Genomic DNA, 18,372 nt, shown 5'->3' on the forward strand with positions numbered 1-18,372 from the left:
CTCAGCCGCGTCTCGGACGCTCAAAAGGTCCTTCATGCAGGACGCGTTCTCCAGCAGCTTGGCTTTGTTGTGAAAGGGCACGACATGAACCGCCAGCGCAACGTCTTCGAGACTGTCCGCCCCCGCGGCACGCCCGCACCCAGCGCCGCGCCCCGCCAGCACGTGCCAGGCCGCCCGCCAGCCAGGCTGCGCGGATCGACGCCCCGCACGCTGGTCATGGACGCCCAGGGCCAGCGCCGCATTCCGCTGGCGCCGCGCTCCAACAGCGCATTCACCATCGAGTCCCGCGCACCTTGTTCATCGACTACTGGGCGCTGGGCACGCGCTACACCATTACCGACGACGGCGAAGGCAAGCTGGTCGGCCAGGGTGGCGGTGCCGTTAGCTACACGACGGGCTCAATCAACGTCACGCTCAAGGCCGTGCCCGACATCGGCAGCTCCATCTGCCTTGCGCACGCCGCCCGGGTGGCCTACACCGACCGCTCCAGCCAGGGCGCAGCCGTGCGCCCGCCCGAGTACTGCTGGATGATCGAAGCGGAGAACCCCGACACCCGCGTGATTCCCGGCTCCCTGTCCATCGGCTACACCAGCGGCGGCACCGTGCGCACCGTCACCGACAACGGGGCGGGCCAGCTCGCGGGCGCGGCCACAGGCGTCATCGACTACTTCAGCCGCACCGTGCTGCTGCGCCCCACGTTCATGCCCGACCCGGGCGCGCAGTTCCAGGTCGATTGCCAGCTCGACGTGCTCGCCGTCGAGATCCTCTCCGGCGCGCCAGACGCCGCAGGCTTCGTCACGCTGTCCCTCGCGCAGCAGCCCGCCGCCGGCACCTTGTCCGTGCAGTGGGCCACCGCGCGCGAGACCAGCAACACCAGCGGCGGGCAGCTCAGCGTGGCCGCGACAGCCAAGAGCGCTGACGGCGCCGTCAACACCACGGTGACCCCCGCCGCGCGCACGGTGCCCGACTGGTACGTGACTGGCAACGGGCTATGGGGCAGCGCCAGCCAGCCCAGCTGGCCCCACAGCAGCGTCTGATCTGAGACCAGGAAATCGCCATGGCAACCACGCGCAATACCACCATCACCACAGAGCACAGCAGCTCCAGCACCCTCACGCAGGAAACAGGCATCACCAGCGGCAACCGCATCGTCGTCGTGCACACGCTCACCGACAACGGCGCGGGCGCTTTCCTTGCCGGCCTGGGCACGGTGGACTACGTCGGCAAGCAGCTCACGTTCAAAGCCGTCTCGCACGACCGCAGAACCACGAGCTACAAGAGCGACTTCGAGGAATCGAAGGCATTCAGCCAGGCCGTCAGCAACAGCACCAGCGGCGAAGGCGGCGGCGAGAACAACAACAGCGGCAGCAACAGCAACAGCCAGAGCCGCAGGGGTGGCGACTACGGCACCGCCGCCGTGGGCGAAGAAATCCTGGGCGGCACCAGCATTGTCGCCCGCTATCGCGTGGGCGCCCCCGCGCCGGTCGCGGCCAGCATGAGCTTCACGCCTCCCGCGGCCACCATCGACCTGTGCCCGTACACCACGCACCGCATCGTCGCGGGCAGCGTGCTCTTCCGCTGGATGGGTCACCTGTATTCCGACTTCGAAGGCGTCATCTACCGGGGCCGCACCGACACCAACCCCGGTATCGCCAGCGGCCGCATCGGCTACGAAAGCGGCGTGGTTCTCATGACAGACTACGTCGTCGGCGGCACCGGCCCGCAGGACTTCCAGCTCCTGTCGCTCTGGACTCAGAACGTCCCCTGGACCACCGCCAGCCTGTTCTTCTCCACCGACGCCGCGCCGCTGCGCGCCGGGCCGGGCGGCTTCGTGTTGACCGTGGTGGACACCAGGGGCGACACGCTCACGGCCAGCGTCGATGCGCAGGGCAACATCACGGGCACGCACATGTGGGGCAAGATCGAGTTCGCGCGCGGCGGCGTCGAGCTGCAGTTCGGCGACTTCGTGCTCGATGCCGATCTGACGCCCGAGCACAAGGCCGAGTGGTGGTACGACGCGGCCGACGTGGGCGCCGTGCAAGCGGGCAAGATCTGGCGGCCGTGGCCCGTGGACCCCACCACGCTGCGCTACTCGTGCGTGAGCTATATCTACTTGCCGGTGGACGTGAGCCTCATGGGCATCGACTCGGCCGCGCTGCCGCCGGATGGTCGCGTCGCCTTCGCCCGGCCGGGAGACACGTGCGTCATCGGCATCACGCACAGTGGATCGCCGTTCGCCCCCTCGCTCATTACATACAACGTGGGGCACCAGCGCCTGTCCTTCGTCCAGGTGATCGACGACGCCACGGGCGCGGAGATCCACGACGGCTACACCGCCGACCTCGACGCTGGCACGGTCACTTTCACCGATGTCACCGGCTACCCGCCCGCCATCCGCGTGATCGGCCGCACCGAGGTCTACCGCCAGATCGCCGAAGTCCGCATCGACGGCAGCGTCAAGCTCACACAGCCCATCGGCTACGCCTTCCCGGCCGGCGCCGTGTTCTCCACCGCCTTGCGGCAGGGCGACCGCTTCGCGCGCGTCAGCCGTGCATACGACCAGCAGAGCTGGGACGGGGTCACCTGGTACGACGGCCTGGACCCGAGCAAGGGCGCGGCCACACCCACCTACGACACAACCAATCACCCCGTGGAGGTCACCAACCGCGGCGCCATCACCGAACGCTGGGCGCTGCGCTTCCGGTCGGGCGGCCAGGCGTTCGACCTGATCGGGCGCCACCTGGGCCAGATCGCCGCTGGCAACATTAACGAGGACTTCGCCCCCTTCAACGCCGCCGCTGGCGCGCCCTACATGACCATCCGCGCCACGGGCTGGGGCAGCGGCTGGGCGGCCGGCAACGTGTTGTTCGTGGACACCATCGGCGCCGAGGCCCCCATCGACTGCGTGCGCTGCGTGCAGCCCGGCTCGCCCGCAGGCATTGACGACCGCGCCTGGATTGTCCAGCGCGGCGACGCGGGCCGCACGCCCGAGAGCACCTTCTGACCCGGAGCCCCTCCATGATCTATACATACGACTCCACCATGCCCGGCGCGCTGCCGCTCTCGGGCACCGCAGGCAGCTTGGCCGCCATCCTCAAGACCTACCTGGTGACGGGCGCTGGCGCCGGGTCTGTGGCGACACTCACAGTCGCCGATGGTGTGGCCACGGTCACCTATGCATCGGGCCACCCTTTCAAGGCGGGCGCCGTGGCCCACATCGCGGGCGCCACGCCGGCGGGCCTCAACGGCCTCAAGCCCGTGCTCACGGCATCCGCAAACGCCATCACCTTCGCCGCGGCGGGCGTGCCCGATGGTCCGGCCACGGGCTCAATCACCAGCAAGCTGGCGCCTGCCGGGTGGACAGAGCTGTATCCGGGCACCGCCAACGTACTGGCGATCAAGTCCAGCGTGCCCGAGGCCACCGGCTGCGCGCTGCGCGTTGACGATACGGGCACCACAAACGCCCGCGTGCGGGGCTACGAGACAATGACCGATATCGCCACGGGCCTGGGACCCATACCGCTCGATAGCCAAGTGAGCGGCGGTCTTTGGTGGCCCAAAAGCAATGCGGCCAGCGCCGCAACCCGGCCGTGGTATCTCGTGGCCGATGAGCGCGGCTTCTACCTTGCCGTGAGCCCGCAGGGCACGGCCGATCGCTTCACGCTGCTCTACGCTGGGGATATAGCCAGTCTGAAGAGCGGCGACGCCTACGGCTGGCTGCTCACGGGCAACCAAGGCGATCAGACGGTGCTCGCCACGGTGCCCGATGGCTGCTGCGGCTACAGCCACCGCGGCGCGCGTGGCGGTGCGTACCTGGCCCGCTCGCACGCGGCTATCGGCCAGGCCACCGCGGCGCAGCGCATCGGCACTCACCACAACGGATCAACCGCCGATGTGTACGCGGGCACGGCGGGCTATTCGCTGGGAGGGTATCCCAACGGGGCCAACAACGGGCTGATGACGGGCCTGCTGGAGCTGTACGCCACCGCCGCCCTGCGCGGTACGCTGCCGGGCCTGCTGCACCCCGTGCAGGACTGCGGCTCGGCATTCGCCAGCGGCGCGCTGGTCTCCGGCACCGACGACATGGCCGGCCGCCAACTGCTGGGCCTGCGCGTCGCGCCGCCGGCTGGTGCCGTCACGCCTGGAACGGTGTTCCTCGATCTGACCGGACCGTGGAGCCGCTGAGATGGCCGCACGCTACTGGCGCGTCGTAGCGCTTGACACCTACGGGAGAGGCGGCCTGTCGATCTGCGCGCTGCACCTGTACGCGGCTCGCGCGCGTGTTGATGCCGGGGCCTCTGTATCTGCGTCCATCCCCCCCAGCGCCGGCAGCGTGAGCGATCTGCAGTCCGCTGCACTGACAGCCACAGTGGAGTGGCCGCGTGCAGCGGTCGCCTCCGCAGGCTTTGCGATCACATGGGATTTCGGGAGCGCGGCGGATGTGGATGCCATCCGTATCGGCGCGCGCGACAAGGCGCGGTTTCCCGCGTTCATCACGCTGCAGCATTCGGCCGACGCCAAGGTCTGGACGACTTTCGCCACTGCGCGCGGCGTGTCCTGGCCGGGTGCTGGCGCGCTGTCCGCGCTGCCTTCGACCCCCGCGCTGGATTCGCGTGACGTGATTGCGATGGACTTCGAGGGCAGCAATGGCGCCACGACCATGGTCGATGCCGCAGGGCACCCTTTCGCGGCCTACGGCGGGGCCAGGCTCACCACGATGGACCCACTTGAGGGGACATCATCGCTGCTCCTCAATGGCAGCACGGACTACATCGAGACCCCGCCGCACTCGGACTTCGACCTTGGCACAGGCGCGTTCACGGTGCGGGCGCTCATGCGGCCGGCAAGCCTTGCACATGAGCAGACATTGATATCTCGCGCCAGCGCCGCGTGGAATCGCCCAACCGAGTGGGCGCTGTATATCCGTAACGCCACGCAACTGGTGTGGTACCGGGGCCTGCGGGGCACGAATCAAGCGGGCACCGTCTTCACCCTTGCCGAGCCAATAGTCCTGGGCGCCGCTTATCAAGTCATCATGGGCCGTGACGCTGCCGGGCGCCGCCGGTGCTTTGTCAACGGATTCGCCTGCGCCGTGAGTTACGAGGAGGATGCGCGCGAAATAGACACCACCAATCTGGACAACCCCGGCGCAAACTTGCCGGTCGCCGTAGGCTGTTTTGGGGGCACCACTGCGTACAACTTCGCAGGCCAGATCGACGGGCTGCGTGTGCGCAAAGGCGAGGAGCCGCCGGCCAGCGAGGTGGAGGCGCGCGCGGTGACGAAGACCGATGCCGTGCCGCCCCTGCGCGCATGCTCCACAAGCGTGGCTGTGGCGGCATCCTCGCCCATCGCAAGCGCCCGTGCGCCGGGGGCGTTTGGGCCGCAGACCGCACGCGATGTGGAGCATGGCGGCGCAGGCCGGATCTGGGGCACCAACGAGATCCAGATCTCCGGCACCCAGCGCATGCCCACTGGTGGCCGCGTCGTGTTGCTGCACCAGCGCAGCAAGCTGCCCGTGCGCGAGACCTGGGCCGATCCGGGCACGGGCGCGTGGGCTTTCGAGGGGCTGGATACGCGCCAGGACTTCATCGCCCTGGCCGAAGACCTGGCGGGCAACTACCGCCCCGTGGCCGCCAACCGCCTCACGCCGGAGGTGCCATGAGCGGCCCCGACTGGGATGTCAGCGATGCCGCGTACATCGCGCAGCTGCAGGGCCTGCTCGCGCGGGCGGATACTGGCGCCGGCCGCTCGCGCCTGGCGCTCTACACCACCACGCCGCCCGCATCGATGGGAGACGCGCATGCGGACACGCCCCAGGCCACCCTGGAGCTGGCAAAGCCCTGCGGCTCACTCGTGGGCGGCGCCCTCGTGCTGCACGTGGCCGACCCGGCCGGCGCCATGGTGATGAGCCAGGGCATGCCGCGCTGGGCAGAGTGGATCGCAGCCGACGGCGTGCTGCTCACGCGCTGCATCGTGACGGACATGGACCACGGCGGCGGCATCCGCGTGATCGGCGGCACGACGCCCGAAGGCGAAACCTCGCCCATGCTGTACCCCGGCGGCCTGGTGCAGCTGGGCCTGGTGGCGCTGACCTGACATGGCGCCGGCCTCCCTCGTCTTCAACCAGCAGGGCCGGCCCGTCCAGGGCGGGCCGGTGGCGCTGGTGTTTGGCGCAGGCGGCCTGTTGCCCCCGACCGTGGTGGTCGAGGGCGGCGGCCGCGTTACGGGCCTGCGCGGGCATGTGCGCCTGCGCGTTGCGGTGCGCGCCATGGCCGTGGGCCGCGTCACGGGCTTGCGGGGCACGATCGACGCGCGCTGGGATGCCAACGTGAGCCGGGGCACGGCGCGCGCAGAGCTGGGCTTCGGCTGGCAACAGGCCCGCCCGGTCGCGGTCGCGCTCGCTACCGGCTGGCAGCAGGCCGCGCCGTTGCACGCGGCGACGGTGGCGCGCTGGCAGGAGGCCGCTCCCCGCCGTGCACCGCTGGCCGTTGCATGGCAAGAGGCCGACAGGCTGCGCGCCACCGTCGCCACAGCCTGGCAGGAGGGGAGCCGCAGGCGCGCCGCGATGGATACGCACTGGCAGGAGGCTGTCCAGCTGCGCGCGGCCATTGCCACTGCTTGGCAGGATGGTCAGCAGCGACGCGCGGCGCTGTCCGCCCACTGGCAAGAGACGCTGCGCCTGCGTGCGGCCGTCGCCACCCACTGGCAGGACGCTGGCGCCGTGCGCGCTCTGCTCGCCACGCGCTGGGGCCACGGGCGGGCGGTGCACGTGCACCTGCGCGCGCACTGGCAGGAGGCCATGCGCCCGCGCGCGGGGCGCAGCGGCATCGTGCCGCCCGTCCAGCCGCCGTGCTATGTGCCCCGCCTGCCGGTGGACCTGGTGTTTCGTGATCCTGTCGGCGCTGGCTTGCCGGTGGGGCTGGTTTTTAGGTGCGACGGCTGGGTGCCTGTGTTGCCGCCTGCAGGCATCGTTGTCCCCGCACGCAGGAGCTACATCGTGAGCAACTCTATCGAGATCCGCCGCGCCGACGACTTGGCCGGCGACCCCTTGCCCAGCGAGAGCTTCAGCATGCGGCTCGACCGGCAGTCCTGGACGTGGACGTTCTCGGCCGCGTTCCACGCCTCGGCGCGTGACGCCGTCGCGCCAAGCCCGGGCGGGCAGCCCGTCGAGCTGGAGGTGCGCGTCAACGGCCAGCCGTTCCGGCTGCAGGCCGAGCGCATCGGCCGCAGCAGGCGGTTTCCGGAGCACCTGGTCACTGCCCAGGGCCGGGGCCTCGCGGCGGTGCTCGATGCGCCCCATGCGCCCGTGCAGACGTTCTCGGCCGCGCTGGACCGCACTGCACACCAGCTCATGACGGACGTGCTCACGGTCAACGGCGTGGGCTATGGGTGGGCGGTGGATTTCCAGCTCGCGGACTGGCTGGTGCCTGGTGGCATCTGGATGCACCAGGGCACGCCGATCAGCGCCCTGGCCGAGATCGCGGGCGCGGTGGGCGGCTACCTGCAGCCGCACGACACCGCCGCGGTCATGCGGGTGTTGCCGCTCTGGCCTGAGCCGTGGTGGCGCTGGGACACGCTGGCGCCCGACATCGAGTTACCGGATGGCATCGCGGAGATCACGGAGACAGAGATCATCGACATGCCCGCCTACGACCGCATCTTCGTGGCGGGCGAGGCGGGCGGCATCCAGGCCGACCTAACGCGGGCGGGCCTGCCCGGCCTGGTGCTCAAGCAGCCCATGGCCGTGCATCCGCTGATCACGACCATCGGTGCGGCCAAGCAGCGCGCCACGGCCGAGCTGGCCGAGTCGGGCCGCATGCTCAAGCACAAGATGACGATGCCCGTACTGCCGGCCACGGGCGTGATCAAGCCCGGCACGGTACTGCGCTATGTGGATGACGCGGAGGCGCTGCGCCTGGGGCTGGTGCGCGCCACGGACGTCAGTCAGCAGTTCCCCGTACTGACTCAAGCGCTGGAGATCGACAGCCATGCCTAACCTCTATCAACAGCTGCGCGAGCTGCTCGCGCCCGGCCGGGTGCAGATCGGCGAGGTGGTGGCCTATGCGGATGGCGTGGCAACGATCAATCTGCCCGGCGCAGGCCAGATCCGCGCGCGCGGCGCGGCCACGGTGGGCGGCAAGGTGTTCGTGCAGGACGGGGTGATCCAGGGGCCGGCCCCTGATCTGCCCGTGTACGTCGACGTGATCTGAAAAAAGACGGGCGACCTGGCCAGGTGCGCTAACACCAGGCCAAGCCCCCGACATGCAGGTATGAGCTGCAAGCCAGGCGAAGACCCGCCACTCTCGCGAGAGCGGTCGAAGCCTACCAGATGTTTCACCACAGAAAAGAGGCTTGCAAAAATGGCAAATCCAATCGTCCCGTGGATCGGTGGCAAACGCCGCCTGGTTGTTCTATCTCGACCCGCCGTATTGGGAGACCGAGGGCTACGGCGTCCCCTTCCCGTGGGAGCAGTACGTGGCCATGGCCGCAAAGCTCCAGGCAATCAAGGGCAAGGCCGTCGTGAGCATCAACGACCACCCGGCCATCCGGGAGTGCTTCTCGGGCTTCGACATGGAGGCGCTCAAGCTGGACTACACGGTGGGCGGCGGGGCCAACCGGGTGGAGCGCGGCGAGCTGGTGATCTACAACTGGAACCGCCAGGCAGAACCCGCTGGGCTGTTCTGACGTGCAAATTTGTTTTGTGTGGCGAAAGTCGGATGCGGGCGATTTATCTCGCTTCAGGCGACGCATTTATCGCGCCGCGCTTCATCCTGGATGCCGGGGCGATTCTACGAGGGCTTCGGGCGGCGTGAATGCCGCCCCGGCAGCAACCCTTCGGCAGGGGTGCGCATGTCCATCGCCCTGAGCCATCTGCGCATCGCGCGGCGAGGTCAGCGCGCCGCGGGCAGCGGCAGTGCCGTCTTGTAGCGCACCTGCTTGAGCGTGAAGCTGGTGCGGATCTTCTCGATGCCCGGGATGGGCGTGAGCTGGTCCAGGATGAAGCGCTCCAGCGCCGAGATGTCGGCCACTGCCACGCGGATCAGGTAGTCGCTGTCGCCGGTCATCAGGTAGCACTCCATCACCTGGTCGTGCTCGGCGATGCTTTGCTCGAAGGCCGCCAGCGCTTCCTTGCTCTGGGTCTTGAGGCTGATGCTGATGAACACGTTGAGTCCGAGCCCCAGCGCGGCGGCATTGGCCAGCGCCACGTAGCGCTGGATGACGCCCGCCGCCTCCAGCGCCTTGACGCGTGCCAGGCAGGGCGAGGGCGACAGGTGCACGCGCCGGGCCAGTTCCACGTTCGAGAGCGAACCGTCGGCCTGGAGTTCGGCCAGGATGCGCAGGTCGATGGTGTCGAGTTTCATGTGCTGTGATTATTGGGTTTTGCGGCATGAAATTCTGCAGCATGTGCGCGAAATAAGCCAAACGGCATCTCATTTCGGCCGCGTCGCCGTACAGTGTGCGCATGAACGCCCCCACGCCCCTCACTGCGCTCCACGCCGCCGCCAACGACACCGACCCGCTGGAAACCGCCGAGTGGCGCGACGCCTTCCAGGCCCTGGTCGCCACCCAGGGCCCCGAGCGCGCGCGCTTCGTGCTGGACGAGCTGGTGCGCATGGCCCATGCGCACCGCGTGGGCTGGCAGCCGCAGCTCAACACGCCCTACGTGAACACCGTGGCCGCGCAGGAGCAGCCGGCCTTTCCGGGCGATCTGGCCATCGAGGAGCGGCTTGCCTCCATCATGCGGTGGAATGCGCTGGCCATGGTGGTGCGTGCCAACCAGGCCTATGGCGAGCTGGGCGGGCACATCGCCAGCTATGCCAGCGCGGCCGACCTGTTCGAGACGGGCTTCCACCATTTCTTCCATGCCCGCGAGGGCACGGGGCCGGGGCAGCACCGGGGCGACCTGGTGTTCTTCCAGCCGCACAGCGCGCCGGGCGTCTATGCGCGCGCCTACCTCGAAGGGCGGCTGACCGAGCGCGACCTGGAGCACTACCGCCAGGAGATCACCGGCCCCGCGGCGGGCGCGCAGGGGCTGTCGAGCTACCCGCACCCGTGGCTCATGCCCGATTTCTGGCAGTTTCCCACCGGCTCGATGGGCATCGGCCCGATCAGCTCGATCTACCACGCGCGCTTCATGCGCTACCTCACGCACCGCAACCTGCTCGACTGCCAGGGCCGCAAGGTGTGGGGCGTGTTCGGCGACGGCGAGATGGACGAGCCCGAGAGCATGAGCGCGCTGACGCTGGCGGCGCGCGAGCGCCTGGACAACCTGGTGTGGGTGGTCAACTGCAACCTGCAGCGCCTGGACGGCCCCGTGCGCGGCAACGGCCGCATCGTGGACGAGCTGGAGCGCCTGTTCTCCGGCGCGGGCTGGAACGTGGTCAAGCTGCTCTGGGGCAGCGACTGGGACGGCCTGTTCGCGCGCGACCTCACCGGCACGCTGGTGCGCACGCTGGGCGGCACCGTGGACGGGCAGATGCAGACCTTCGCCGCGAAGGACGGCCGCTACAACCGCGACCACTTCTTCCACCAGAGCCCCGAGCTGGAGCGCCTGGCCCAGGGCATGACCGACGAGCAGATCGACCGCTTGAAGCGCGGCGGCCACGACCTGGTGAAGATCCACGCCGCCTACGCCGCGGCCGCCGCCCACCGGGGCCGGCCCACGGTGATCCTGGCCCACACCAAGAAGGGCTACGGCATGGGCGCGGCGGGCCAGGGCAAGATGACCACGCACAGCCAGAAGAAGCTGGGCGACTCCGACCTGATCGAATTCCGCAACCGCTTCAACCTGCCTGTGAGCGACGCGCAGACCAGGGCCCTGGCCTTCTACAAGCCGGCCGAGGACAGCCCCGAGATGCAGTACCTGCGCGCGCGCCGCGCGGCGCTGGGCGGCAGCCTGCCGCGCCGCGACACCGCGTGCGACGCCGTGCCCGTGCCGGCGCTGCGGCAATACGCGCAATTCGCACTCGCGGCCGATGGCAAGGAGATGAGCACCACCATGGCCTTCGTGCGCATGCTCGGCACGCTGCTCAAGGACGGGCAGCTGGGGCCCCGCATCGTGCCCATCGTGGCCGACGAGGCGCGCACCTTCGGCATGGCCAACCTGTTCAAGCAGGTCGGCATCTACAGCAGCGTGGGCCAGCAGTACGCGCCCGAGGACATCGGCTCCGTGCTCTCGTACCGCGAGGCGCTGGACGGCCAGATCCTGGAAGAGGGCATCAGCGAGGCCGGCGCCATCGCCAGCTGGACGGCTGCCGCCACCAGCTACAGCGTGCACGGCCTGGCCATGCTGCCGTTCTACATCTACTACTCCATGTTCGGCTTCCAGCGCGTGGGCGACGCCATCTGGGCCGCCGCCGACCAGCGCGCGCGGGGCTTCCTGCTGGGCGCCACGTCGGGGCGCACCACGCTGGGCGGCGAGGGGCTGCAGCACCAGGACGGGTCGAGCCACCTCGTGGCCGCCACCATCCCCAACTGCAAGGCCTACGACCCGGCCTACGCGGGCGAGCTGGCCGTGATCCTCGACGCGGGCATGCGCGAGATGCTCGTGGAGCAGCAGGACGTGTTCTATTACGTCACGCTCATGAACGAGAACTACGCCCAGCCCGACCTGCCCGAGGGTGCGGCCGAGGGCGTGCTGCGCGGGTGCTATCTCTTGGATAGCTGCTCGCGCTTGCTGGATAAGCGCGAGAGCCCGATTTCACCTGAAAAGCAGGTGGCCTTGCTGGGCTCGGGTGCCATCCTCACCGAGGTCGTGAAGGCCGCCGCGCTGCTGGCCGAGGAGGGCATTGCCGCCACCGTGGTCAGCGTGACGAGCTGGAGCGAACTGGCGCGCGACGGCAGGGCCTGCGAAGCCATGGAAGGCAAGGGCGGCGGCACGCCGTGGCTGGCCCAGGTGCTGGCCGGCACGCACGGCCCCGTCATCGCAGCCACCGACTACGTGCGCGCCGTGCCCGAGACCGTGCGCGCCTACGTGCCCGAGGGCCGACGCTTGCACACGCTGGGCACGGACGGATTCGGGCGCAGCGACACGCGGGCGGCGCTGCGCGCCTTCTTCCACGTGGATGCGCAGGCTATCGCGCAGCGGGCGCGGGCGGCGCTGCTAGCGCGGGCATCGTGACCGTTTCCGGGCCGGACGGCGGTGCGTCCGGCCGGCAGGGCCGTCACGCCAGCGCGGCCTGCGCCACGCGTTCCACGAAGGCCGCCGCCTGCAGGGTGCGCAGGTCGTCGCCGTAGGCGCCGATCACCTGCACCCCCATCGGCAGACCGCGCGGCCCTCGGGCGGCGGGCACGCACACGCAGGGCACGTGCATCAGGCTCCAGAGCGCGCCGAACTGGGCGGAGCCCGAGTCGGCGATGCCTTCGTCCGCCTCGCCCTGGGCGGGCGGGTAGAGCAGCGCGTCCACGCCGTCGAACAGGCGTGCCAGCGCCTGGCGCCCGGCCAGCGCGCGCTGGCGCATGGCCAGGTACTCCGCGCCGTCGATGCCTTCGCCGCCTGCCAGGCGCGCCTGCAGGCGCGGGCTGAACTGCGCCGCGTGGTGCTGGCGCTCGTGCGCCAGCGACTGGCGCGCCTCGAACGCGAACAGGCGGCCCTGCAGGTCGATCAGCGCCTCCAGCCCGGCCGGCAGCCACAGGCGCCGGACTTCGGCGCCCGCGCGCTGCGCGGCGGCGGCCAGGCTTTCGATGGCCTGGGCCATCTCGGGGTGCACCGCGTCCCACTGCGACGACAGGCACAGCGCCAGCCGGGGGCGCTCCAGCGGCTGGGCCTGTGCGCGCACGCCCTGCAGGCCGAAGCCGCAAAGGGCCGCGTCTTCCACCGTGCGCGCCAGCAGGGTGACGGTGTCCTGCGAGGGGCTCAGGGGCTTGAGGCCGGCCACGTTGAGAAAGCCGAAGGTCGGCTTGTAGCCCACGATGCCGCAGTAGGACGCCGGCCGCACCGTGGAGGCCGTGGTCTGCGTGCCGAAGGCCACGGGCGCCATGAAGTCGGCAACGGCCGCGGCCGAGCCGCTGGACGAGCCGCCCGGCGTGTGCGCCAGGTCGAGCGGATTGCGCGTCTGGCTCGGGGTCTGCGTGGCGAACTCGCTCGTGGCCACCTTGCCGAGCACCAGCGCGCCGAATTCCCGCGCCCGCGCCACGCAGGCGGCGTCCGCCACCGGCTGGTGGCCGGCGTAGATGGGCGAGCCATAGGCGGTGGCGAGGTCCCGGGTGTCCAGCACGTCCTTCACGGCGAACGGCAGGCCGCGCAGCGGCGCGGCCGCGGCGCGGTCGGCGGCGCGGGCCTGGGCCAGTGCCCGGCCGGGGTCCACGGCGGTGAAGGCCTGCACCGCGCCGTTGCGCTCGGCGATGCGCTCCAGGCAGGCGCGCGTGAGCGCCTCGCTCGTGAGGCGGCCTTCCTCCATGGCGCGCAGGGCCTGCAGGGCCGTCAGGCGGTTGGGCGGCGTCATGGCAGTGCTGTGCGCGCTCATTGCGGGGTGATGCCTGCGTCGCGGATGGTCTTGGCCCAGCGGTCGTGCTCCTTGTGCACGAAGGCCGCGAACGCCTCGGGGCTGTTGCCGATGGGTTCGGCCCCCTGGGCGAGCAGCGATTCCTTGACCTTGGGGTCCTGCAGGATGCGCACCACCTCGTGGTTCAGCCGCTGGATGATGGGCTGCGGCACGCCCGCCGGGGCGAACAGGCCGAACCAGCCTTCCACCTCGTAGCCGGGCACGCCGCTTTCCGCGATGGTCGGCACCTCGGGCAGCAGCGGAGTGCGCCGGGCGGACGTCACCGCCAGCGCCTGCAGCTTGCCGGCGCGGATGTGCGGCAGGCACAGCGGCAGGTTGCAGAACATGGCGCTGACGCGCCCGCCCATCACGTCGGTGACCGGGGCGCTGCCGCCCTTGTAGGGGATGTGCAGGAAGTCGGGCACCTGGGCCATGGTCTTGAACAGCTCGCCCGACAGGTGCATGCTGCCGCCCGCGCCGCTGGAGGCGAAGCTGTACTTCTCGGTGCGCGCGGCCTGGATGAAGTCCTTCACGTTGCGCGCCGGCACCTGGGGGCCCACGACCAGCACGTTGGGCATGGACGCGACGTTGGTGATGGGCGTGAAGTCCTTGAGCGCATTGAACTTCAGGTTCTTGTGCAGGCTGGGGTTGATGGCGTTGGTGCTGGCGGCGCCCATCATCAGCGTGTAGCCGTCGGGGGCGGCCGCGGCGGCATAGGCGGCGCCGATGTTGCCGTCGGCCCCGGCCTTGTTTTCCACGACGACGGGCTGCCCCAGCGCATCGCCCAGGCGCTGGGCCACGATGCGCGCCAGCAGGTCGGTGACGCTGCCCGCGGCGAAGGGCACCACCATGGTGACGGGCTTGGCCGGGTAGCTGGCCGTTGCGGGAGGCTGGGCACCGGCCACGGCGGCCAGCGCGAGGGCGGCCGACGCCACCAGGGCGCGGCGCAGGGAGGAAGGGTGGAGGGACATGGTCACGCGAGGAAGAAGTGGGTGGGTGGAAGGGCAACGTTGCGCTGCGGAGGCTACGGCCGTGCCACTGATATGTCTAATATAAAATTCACTAACTATTGAGTCGTAGATCGGCATAATCATGCTTTCCCGCAACCTGCTGGCCTTCATCGCGGTGGCCGAGGAGCTGCATTTCGGTAGGGCCGCGCAGCGGCTGCATATCAGCCAGCCGCCGCTGAGCCAGCAGATCCGCCAGTTCGAGGAAGAGGTGGGCGCGCCGCTGCTGGTGCGCACCACGCGCTCCGTCCAGCTCACGCCGGCGGGCCGCCTGCTGCTGGAGCGCGCCCATCTGCTGGTGGCGGAGGCGGACGCCGCCCTGCATGCCGTGCGTCGCCATGCGCTGGGCGACGAGGGCGTGCTCACGCTGGGCTTCACCCACAGCACGGTCTACCGCGTGCTGCCCCAGGTCCTGCAGGTCTTCCGCCAGGCCTGTCCGGACGTGGTGCTGGAGCTGCGCCAGCAGACCTCCGACCTGCTGGTGGAGGACGTGCGCAGCGGCCGCCTGGACGTGGCGCTGCTGCGGTTTTCCGCCTCCATGGACAGCGCGGGCCTGGTATCGAGCGTGGTTTCCCACGACCCCATGGTGCTGGTGCTGCCGCTGGGGCACCCGCTGGCCGCGCACGAGCGCGTGCCGGTGCGCCACCTGCAGGGCCTGCCCTGGGTGGGCTACGAGCCGCAGGGCGCGCGCTATTTCCACGAGCTGGAGGAAAAGCTGCTCGCCAGCGCCCAGGTGCGCCCCCATGTGCGCCACCACAGCCTGCTGCCCACGCTGCTGGCGCTGGTGGAAGCCGGCATGGGGGCCGCGCTGGTCCCCCTGTCCGCCGTGCAGGGTGGGGCCGGGCGCTTCGCATGGCGGGAGCTGGCCTTGCCCGCGGGCGGCGCGCCGCTGGACGCGGTGCTGTCCTGCGTCTGGAGCGCGGACAACTGCAACCCGGTGGTGCAGCGCTTCCTCGCCTGCCTGCCGCAAGCCTGACCGGGGCGGCGGAGAAGGGCGCAGGCGTTAGAGTGGCAGGCCCTGCCATGTACGGATAACGACACGATGCCCCTGCAGTTCCAGCCCGTTGCCTCCGGCGCCCGCCTGGCCGACCAGGTCGCCGACGCGCTCGCGGCCGAGATCCGCAGCGGCCGGCTGGTGCTGGGCGACCGGCTGCCGACCGAGGCCGTGCTGGCCACGCAGTTCGCCGTGAGCCGCACCGTCGTGCGCGAGGCCGTGTCGCGGCTCAAGTCGCTCGGGCTCGTCGATTCGCGCCAGGGCAGCGGGGTCTACGTGCGCGCCGCCAGCGCCGAGCCGCTGCGCTTCGAGGGCGCGCACCTGGCCTCGCGCGAGGCGGTGATCCAGCTCGCCGAGCTGCGCCGCCCGCTGGAGTCCGAGGTGGCCGCACTGGCGGCCGAGCGCCGCACGGCGCAGGACATGGCGCGCATCCGCGAGGCCATCGCGGCCCTGCGCCAGGCCGTGGCCGACGGCGGCAGCGGCGCCGAGCAGGACCTGGCCTTCCACCTGGCGGTCGCCGAGGCGGCGCACAACCCCTTCCTCATGGGCACGCTGCAGTACCTGCACGGCTTCCTGCAGGGCGCCATCCGCGTCACGCGGGCCAACGAGGCGCGCCGCGACGACTTCGCCCGCGAGGTCGCCAGTGAACATACGCGCATTGCGGACGCCATCGAGGCGGGCGAGCCCGCCGCCGCACGGGACGCCGCCAAGACCCACATGGACAACGCCATCCGCCGCATCCGCCAGGCCGACCCCGCGTTCTGGCAGCAGGAGGGCGCACAGTTGGCCCGCCCGCTGGTCGAGCGGCGCAAGGGTTAACCCGCATCCGTAATGTGCTCTCAAATTTGTATGATGACCTGACGATTTCAACTTCCACAGCCATTCCCGCATGAGCAACGTATCTCCACCTACCGTCGGCCTCGTGGGCCTGGGCGCCATGGGCCTGGGCATGGCCCAGTCGCTGCGCCGCGCGGGCTTCGCACCCCATGTGTTCGACCTGCGGCGCGAGGTAGCGCAGGACTTCGCCAAGGAGGGCGGCACCGCCTGCGAGACGCTGGCCGAGCTGGGCGCGCGCTGCGACGTGGTTGTCTCGGTGGTCGTCAACGCCGCGCAGACCGAAAGCGTGCTGTTCGGCGACGATGGCGTGGCCGCCAGCATGCGGCCCGGCAGCCTGTTCGTGATGTGCTCCACCGTCGATCCCAACTGGTCGGTGGCGCTGGAATCGCGCCTGGCCAAGCAGGGCATCCTGTACCTGGACGCGCCCATCTCCGGCGGCGCCGCCAAGGCCGCGAGCGGGCAGATGACCATGATGACCGCCGGCACGCCCGAGGCCTATGCGCGCGCGGGCGGCACGCTCGACGCCATGGCCGCCAAGGTCTACCGCCTGGGCGACAAGGCGGGCGCGGGCAGCAAGGTCAAGATCATCAACCAGCTCCTGGCGGGCGTGCACATCGCCGCCGCGGCAGAGGCCATGGCGCTGGGCCTGCGCGAGGGCGTCGATCCGGCCGCGCTTTACGACGTGATCACGCACAGCGCGGGCAACAGCTGGATGTTCGAGAACCGCATGGCCCACGTGCTCGCGGGTGACTACACGCCGCTGTCGGCCGTGGATATCTTCGTGAAGGATTTGGGACTGGTGCTGGACGTGGCGCGCGCCAGCAAGTTCCCGCTGCCGCTCTCGTCCACCGCGCACCAGATGTTCATGCAGGCCTCCACCGCGGGCTTCGCACGTGAGGACGACAGCGCGGTCATCAAGATCTTCCCGGGCATCACACTCCCCTAGGAAACTCCTGTTTTCATAGCTGCTTGCGCTTGCTACACAAGCGCTAGAGCCCGATTTGGCTTGTAACTCCATACACAAGGACCCCTCCCATGAACATCCTCATCACCGGCGGCAGCGGCTTCCTCGGCGCGCGCCTCGCGCGCACCCTGCTGGCCCAGGGCAGCCTCGCATTGGCCGGTGCTCCCGCGCAGCCCATCCAGCGCGTGGTGCTGGTCGATCGCGTGGCGCCGCCTGCTGACCTGGCCGCCGATGCGCGCGTGCAGCCGCTGCTGGGCGACCTGGGCGAGCAACTCGCGGCCGGCGCACTGCCGCTGGCCGACGTGCAGGCCGTTTTCCACCTCGCGGCAGCCGTCAGCGGCGAGTGCGAGGCCGACTTCGACCTCGGCATGCGCAGCAACCTCGACGCCACGCGTCAATTGCTCGAAGGCTGCCGCCGCGCGGGCCATGCGCCCGTGTTCGTGTTCTCCAGCTCCGTGGCCGTGTTCGGCGATTCGCCCGAGCAGCGCCTGCCCGAGGTGATCGAGGACACCACACTGCCCACGCCGCAGAACAGCTACGGCATCCAGAAGTTCATCGGCGAGCAGCTCGTGGCCGACTACACGCGCAAGGGCTTCGTGCAGGGCCGCAACGTGCGCCTGATGACGGTGAGCGTGCGCCCCGGCCGCCCGAACGGCGCGGCCTCCAGCTTCCTCTCGGGCATGCTGCGCGAGCCCCTGGCGGGCGAGCGCGCGCGCTGCCCCGTGGCGCCCGAGACGGCCGTGGCGCTCTCGTCGCCCGGCAACACGGTGCGCGGCATCATCCGCGCGTCGACGGCCAGCAGCACGGAGTGGGGCGCGCGCACCGCCGTCAACCTGCCCGCGCTCACCACCACCGTGGGCGAGATGGCCCAGGCGCTGGAGCGCGTGGCCGGCAAGGAGGCCACCGCGCTCATCGACTGGGAGCCCGATGCGCAGATCGCCAAGATCATCACGAGCTGGCCCAGCCGCTTCCAGCCGAAGCGTGCGCAGGCCCTGGGCCTGGCGGCCGACGAGAGCTTCGAGGCCATCCTGCGCGACTACGTGCGCGAGAACCCGCAGGCCGTCAAGCTCGCGGTGAAGGGATAAG

General features: G+C 70.3%; 15 protein-coding genes and 1 pseudogene. 13 read left to right on the forward strand and 3 right to left on the reverse strand.

The features are described 5' to 3' along the window. The first annotated feature begins 293 nt into the window (after positions 1-293). The 8 genes and pseudogenes from AVS7_RS10315 to AVS7_RS10350 form a co-directional block, all read left to right on the forward strand. Entirely contained in the window at positions 294-1,037 is a 744-nt protein-coding gene (locus AVS7_RS10315; protein ID WP_020228328.1) for a hypothetical protein, read from the forward strand. 20 nt (positions 1,038-1,057) lie between these two features. After that, a complete protein-coding gene (locus AVS7_RS10320) occupies positions 1,058-3,004 on the forward strand; it encodes a hypothetical protein (RefSeq protein WP_020228329.1) in 1,947 nt (648 codons plus the stop codon). Between the two features lie 14 nt (positions 3,005-3,018). Further along, positions 3,019-4,185 carry a hypothetical protein gene (locus AVS7_RS10325; protein WP_020228330.1) on the forward strand — a complete coding sequence of 389 codons (1,167 nt, stop codon included), beginning with the start codon at positions 3,019-3,021 and terminating at the stop codon, positions 4,183-4,185. Between the two features lies 1 nt (position 4,186). After that, positions 4,187-5,662 (forward strand): LamG-like jellyroll fold domain-containing protein, encoded by a 1,476-nt coding sequence (locus AVS7_RS10330; RefSeq protein ID WP_020228331.1) that lies wholly within the window; start codon positions 4,187-4,189, stop codon positions 5,660-5,662. After that, positions 5,659-6,096: a hypothetical protein gene (locus tag AVS7_RS10335; protein ID WP_020228332.1), complete on the forward strand. Its 438-nt coding sequence runs from the start codon at positions 5,659-5,661 to the stop codon at positions 6,094-6,096. Before AVS7_RS10330 ends, AVS7_RS10335 begins: the two co-directional genes overlap by 4 nt. 1 nt (position 6,097) lies before the next feature. Further along, positions 6,098-7,996 carry a hypothetical protein gene (locus AVS7_RS10340; protein ID WP_020228333.1) on the forward strand — a complete coding sequence of 633 codons (1,899 nt, stop codon included), beginning with the start codon at positions 6,098-6,100 and terminating at the stop codon, positions 7,994-7,996. After that, positions 7,989-8,210, forward strand: a complete 222-nt coding sequence (locus AVS7_RS10345; protein ID WP_020228334.1) for a hypothetical protein — start codon at positions 7,989-7,991, stop codon at positions 8,208-8,210. Before AVS7_RS10340 ends, AVS7_RS10345 begins: the two co-directional genes overlap by 8 nt. A gap of 196 nt (positions 8,211-8,406) precedes the next feature. Further along, positions 8,407-8,685: pseudogene (locus tag AVS7_RS10350) on the forward strand (DNA adenine methylase); the annotation flags it as partial. A gap of 206 nt (positions 8,686-8,891) precedes the next feature. On the opposite strand, the gene AVS7_RS10355 reads toward AVS7_RS10350, so the two are convergent. Then, positions 8,892-9,362, reverse strand: coding sequence for an Lrp/AsnC family transcriptional regulator (locus tag AVS7_RS10355; protein ID WP_020228336.1), 471 nt, complete (start codon positions 9,360-9,362; stop codon positions 8,892-8,894). A 101-nt stretch (positions 9,363-9,463) separates the two neighbouring features. On the opposite strand from AVS7_RS10355, the gene mdeB reads away from it, so the two are divergent. Next, positions 9,464-12,121 (forward strand): alpha-ketoglutarate dehydrogenase, encoded by a 2,658-nt coding sequence (mdeB, locus tag AVS7_RS10360; protein ID WP_020228337.1) that lies wholly within the window; start codon positions 9,464-9,466, stop codon positions 12,119-12,121. Positions 12,122-12,164: 43 nt separating this feature from the next. Here the strand turns inward: mdeB and AVS7_RS10365 are convergent, their stop codons facing one another. Next, positions 12,165-13,466, reverse strand: a complete 1,302-nt coding sequence (locus tag AVS7_RS10365; protein WP_020228338.1) for an amidase — start codon at positions 13,464-13,466, stop codon at positions 12,165-12,167. Continuing rightward, positions 13,463-14,455: a tripartite tricarboxylate transporter substrate binding protein gene (locus tag AVS7_RS10370; protein WP_020228339.1), complete on the reverse strand. Its 993-nt coding sequence runs from the start codon at positions 14,453-14,455 to the stop codon at positions 13,463-13,465. The genes AVS7_RS10365 and AVS7_RS10370 overlap by 4 nt, the downstream gene beginning before the upstream one ends. Positions 14,456-14,576: 121 nt before the next feature. On the opposite strand from AVS7_RS10370, the gene AVS7_RS10375 reads away from it, so the two are divergent. From AVS7_RS10375 to denD, 4 genes are all read left to right on the forward strand, one after another. Continuing rightward, a complete protein-coding gene (locus tag AVS7_RS10375) occupies positions 14,577-15,467 on the forward strand; it encodes a LysR family transcriptional regulator (RefSeq protein ID WP_020228340.1) in 891 nt (296 codons plus the stop codon). A 66-nt stretch (positions 15,468-15,533) separates the two neighbouring features. Next, the gene (locus tag AVS7_RS10380) at positions 15,534-16,304 is read left to right on the forward strand and encodes a FadR/GntR family transcriptional regulator (RefSeq protein WP_020228341.1); all 771 of its coding nucleotides are present in this window, start codon (positions 15,534-15,536) and stop codon (positions 16,302-16,304) included. Positions 16,305-16,374: 70 nt separating this feature from the next. Further along, the gene (gene ltnD, locus AVS7_RS10385; protein WP_034690577.1) at positions 16,375-17,268 is read left to right on the forward strand and encodes an L-threonate dehydrogenase; all 894 of its coding nucleotides are present in this window, start codon (positions 16,375-16,377) and stop codon (positions 17,266-17,268) included. An 89-nt stretch (positions 17,269-17,357) separates the two neighbouring features. Beyond that, positions 17,358-18,371, forward strand: coding sequence for a D-erythronate dehydrogenase (gene denD / locus AVS7_RS10390; RefSeq protein WP_020228343.1), 1,014 nt, complete (start codon positions 17,358-17,360; stop codon positions 18,369-18,371). Position 18,372 lies beyond the last annotated feature (1 nt).

The sequence above is a fragment of the Acidovorax sp. MR-S7 genome (assembly GCF_000400995.2).
GTDB lineage: Bacteria > Pseudomonadota > Gammaproteobacteria > Burkholderiales > Burkholderiaceae_C > MR-S7.

Excerpts from the sequence above, each read along its gene's own strand:
- AVS7_RS10345 (WP_020228334.1), top strand. The coding sequence starts at position 7,989 with ATGCCTAACCTCTATCAACAGCTGCGCGAGCTGCTCGCGCCCGGCCGG.
- AVS7_RS10320 (WP_020228329.1), top strand. The coding sequence starts at position 1,058 with ATGGCAACCACGCGCAATACCACCATCACCACAGAGCACAGCAGCTCC.
- AVS7_RS10380 (WP_020228341.1), top strand. The coding sequence starts at position 15,534 with ATGCCCCTGCAGTTCCAGCCCGTTGCCTCCGGCGCCCGCCTGGCCGAC.
- AVS7_RS10355 (WP_020228336.1), bottom strand. The coding sequence starts at position 9,362 with ATGAAACTCGACACCATCGACCTGCGCATCCTGGCCGAACTCCAGGCC.
- mdeB (WP_020228337.1), top strand. The coding sequence starts at position 9,464 with ATGAACGCCCCCACGCCCCTCACTGCGCTCCACGCCGCCGCCAACGAC.
- AVS7_RS10340 (WP_020228333.1), top strand. The coding sequence starts at position 6,098 with ATGGCGCCGGCCTCCCTCGTCTTCAACCAGCAGGGCCGGCCCGTCCAG.
- AVS7_RS10375 (WP_020228340.1), top strand. The coding sequence starts at position 14,577 with ATGCTTTCCCGCAACCTGCTGGCCTTCATCGCGGTGGCCGAGGAGCTG.
- AVS7_RS10335 (WP_020228332.1), top strand. The coding sequence starts at position 5,659 with ATGAGCGGCCCCGACTGGGATGTCAGCGATGCCGCGTACATCGCGCAG.
- ltnD (WP_034690577.1), top strand. The coding sequence starts at position 16,375 with ATGAGCAACGTATCTCCACCTACCGTCGGCCTCGTGGGCCTGGGCGCC.
- AVS7_RS10325 (WP_020228330.1), top strand. The coding sequence starts at position 3,019 with ATGATCTATACATACGACTCCACCATGCCCGGCGCGCTGCCGCTCTCG.
- AVS7_RS10330 (WP_020228331.1), top strand. The coding sequence starts at position 4,187 with ATGGCCGCACGCTACTGGCGCGTCGTAGCGCTTGACACCTACGGGAGA.
- AVS7_RS10365 (WP_020228338.1), bottom strand. The coding sequence starts at position 13,466 with ATGAGCGCGCACAGCACTGCCATGACGCCGCCCAACCGCCTGACGGCC.
- denD (WP_020228343.1), top strand. The coding sequence starts at position 17,358 with ATGAACATCCTCATCACCGGCGGCAGCGGCTTCCTCGGCGCGCGCCTC.
- AVS7_RS10370 (WP_020228339.1), bottom strand. The coding sequence starts at position 14,455 with ATGTCCCTCCACCCTTCCTCCCTGCGCCGCGCCCTGGTGGCGTCGGCC.